Source organism: Flavobacterium sp. GNP010 (assembly GCF_056428945.1).
Map to the genome: position 1 here is coordinate 1 of NZ_JBWJVK010000102.1, position 2,276 is coordinate 2,276.

The window sequence follows — 2,276 nt, forward strand, 5'->3', positions numbered from 1 at the left end:
ATTAATTACTATTTAATTGCAGGTTACGCATTTGATATGAATGAATCTATTAAATTCAAACCCGCATTGTTAACTAAAATTGTCGATGGAGCACCTCTTCAAGTAGATTTGTCTGGGAATTTTATGTTTAATGATAAGTTTGTTCTTGGATTAGCCTACAGATGGTCGGCTGCTGTGAGTGCAATGGTTGGTTTTCAAGTTTCTGAAGGAATGTATATTGGTTATGGTTACGATCATGATACAACAAGATTAAAAAACTACAATTCTGGTTCCCATGAAATATTTTTGCGCTATGAAATATTTAAAAACAATGGTAAAATCACAACTCCAAGGTTCTTCTAAAAACAATTATTATGAAAAAAAATATACTTCTTTACATAACAATAGTAAGTGTTTTTTCCATTAACATTTATGCTCAAAATGCAAAGTTGACCCTAGCTGATAAAAAATATGAGGGTTATGCCTATGTAGATGCCATCAAAACCTATGAAAGAATTGCTGAGAAAGGATATAAATCTGTAGATCTGTTCCAAAAGTTAGGAAACGCTTACTACTTTAATTCCGAATTCGATAAAGCTGCCAAATGGTATGGAGAATTGTTTGCTTTAGACACCTCGACTTTGGAACCCGAATATTATTATCGCTATGCGCAGTCTTTAAGAGCAATCAATCAAAATGATAAGGCCAATGAGGTGATGGAATTGTTCAGCCAAAAATCAGCCAATGATGGTAGAGCCAAACTCTTTAAACAAAATACCAATTATCTACAAGCCATTAAAGCTAATTCTGGAAGGTACACTATCGAAGATGCGGGAATCAATTCGATCTATTCTGATTATGGGACTGCTATTTATTCGAATAAGTTAGTTTTTGCTTCGGCTAGAGATACTGGTAGTCTCGGACAACGAAAACACAAATGGACCAATCAGTATTTTACAAATTTATACACTACTGATTTAGATGCTGACCTAACTCCAAGTACTAATAAACCAAAAAAGTTTGATGGGACAATTAACTCTAAGTTTCATGAGTCTACTCCTATTTTTACTGCTGATGGAAAAACCATGTACTTTACTCGAAACAATTATCTTGATGGTAAAAAAGGAAAAGATGGAAATAAAATTACTTTAATCAAATTATACAAAGCTACTTTAGAAAATGAAAAATGGACTAATGTAACTGAACTTCCTTTTGATAGTGATAATTACAGTACAGCACATCCCGCACTAAGCCCCGATGGAAAAACACTGTATTTTGTCTCTGACATGCCCGGTACCTTAGGACAGTCTGATTTATTTAAAGTAGAAATAAATGAGGATGGTACTTTTGGAACTCCTGAAAATTTAGGAAAATCTATTAATACTGAAGGTAAAGAAACTTTCCCTTTTATTTCTAATGAAAATGAAATTTACTTTGCATCAGATGGACATCCTGGACTTGGAGGATTGGATGTTTTTATGTCTAAAATAAGTGGAGAGGGAACTTTTAGCGAAGTGCAAAATGTAGGATCCGATATAAATTCTCCCAAAGATGATTTTGCGTATTTAATTGATACCAAATCTCGAAGAGGCTTTTTCTCTTCTAATAAAGATGGAGGTCAAGGCTATGATGATATCTATACATTCTTAGAAACAAGAAAACTTATTTGTGAGCAAAGCCTCTATGGTACAATCACCGATGTAAAAACAGGTGAAATACTCGCTAATGCAAAAGTAACCGTATACGATAATCAGTTTAAGGTAATTCATACTGGTGCTTCAGATGAAAAAGGAAACTATAACTTTGCTGTTGAGTGTGGAAAAACATATAATGTAAGAGCTGAAAAACTGGAGTATACCACCAAAGAAGATAAAATTACTATAGGAGCTACAACTGGAAAAACATACTTACCAATAGCAATGACAAAAGAAATTTGTAAAGTGGCTGTTGGTGATGATCTGGGTAAATGTTTTGGAATTAAAATGATTTATTTCGATTTAGATAAATCAAATATTAGAGCAGAAGCAGCTTTAGATTTAGAAAAAATATTAGATGTTTTGAATCAGAATCCAACCATGAAAATTGACATCCGATCTCATACGGATAGCAGACAAACATTTAAATACAATGAAGCACTATCGCAAAGAAGAGCTAACGCTACCATCGACTGGCTGGTTAAAAATGGTATTAATTCCAATCGATTAACCGGCAAAGGATACGGCGAAACGCAACTCGTAAATAAATGTGCTGATAATGTTACTTGCTCAGAAGAGGAGCATCAACTAAACAGAAGAAGC

At 33.6% G+C, this 2,276-nt stretch carries 2 protein-coding genes; both read left to right on the top strand.

Annotated features, from left to right (window positions below; all coding sequences use genetic code 11):
- Window positions 1–342, top strand: a 342-nt coding sequence (locus AC061C_RS15615; protein ID WP_478291936.1) for a PorP/SprF family type IX secretion system membrane protein, incomplete at its 5' end; no start/stop codon positions are given.
- An 11-nt stretch (window positions 343–353) separates the two neighbouring features.
- Window positions 354–2,276, top strand: a 1,923-nt coding sequence (locus AC061C_RS15620) for an OmpA family protein (RefSeq protein WP_478291937.1), incomplete at its 3' end; no start/stop codon positions are given.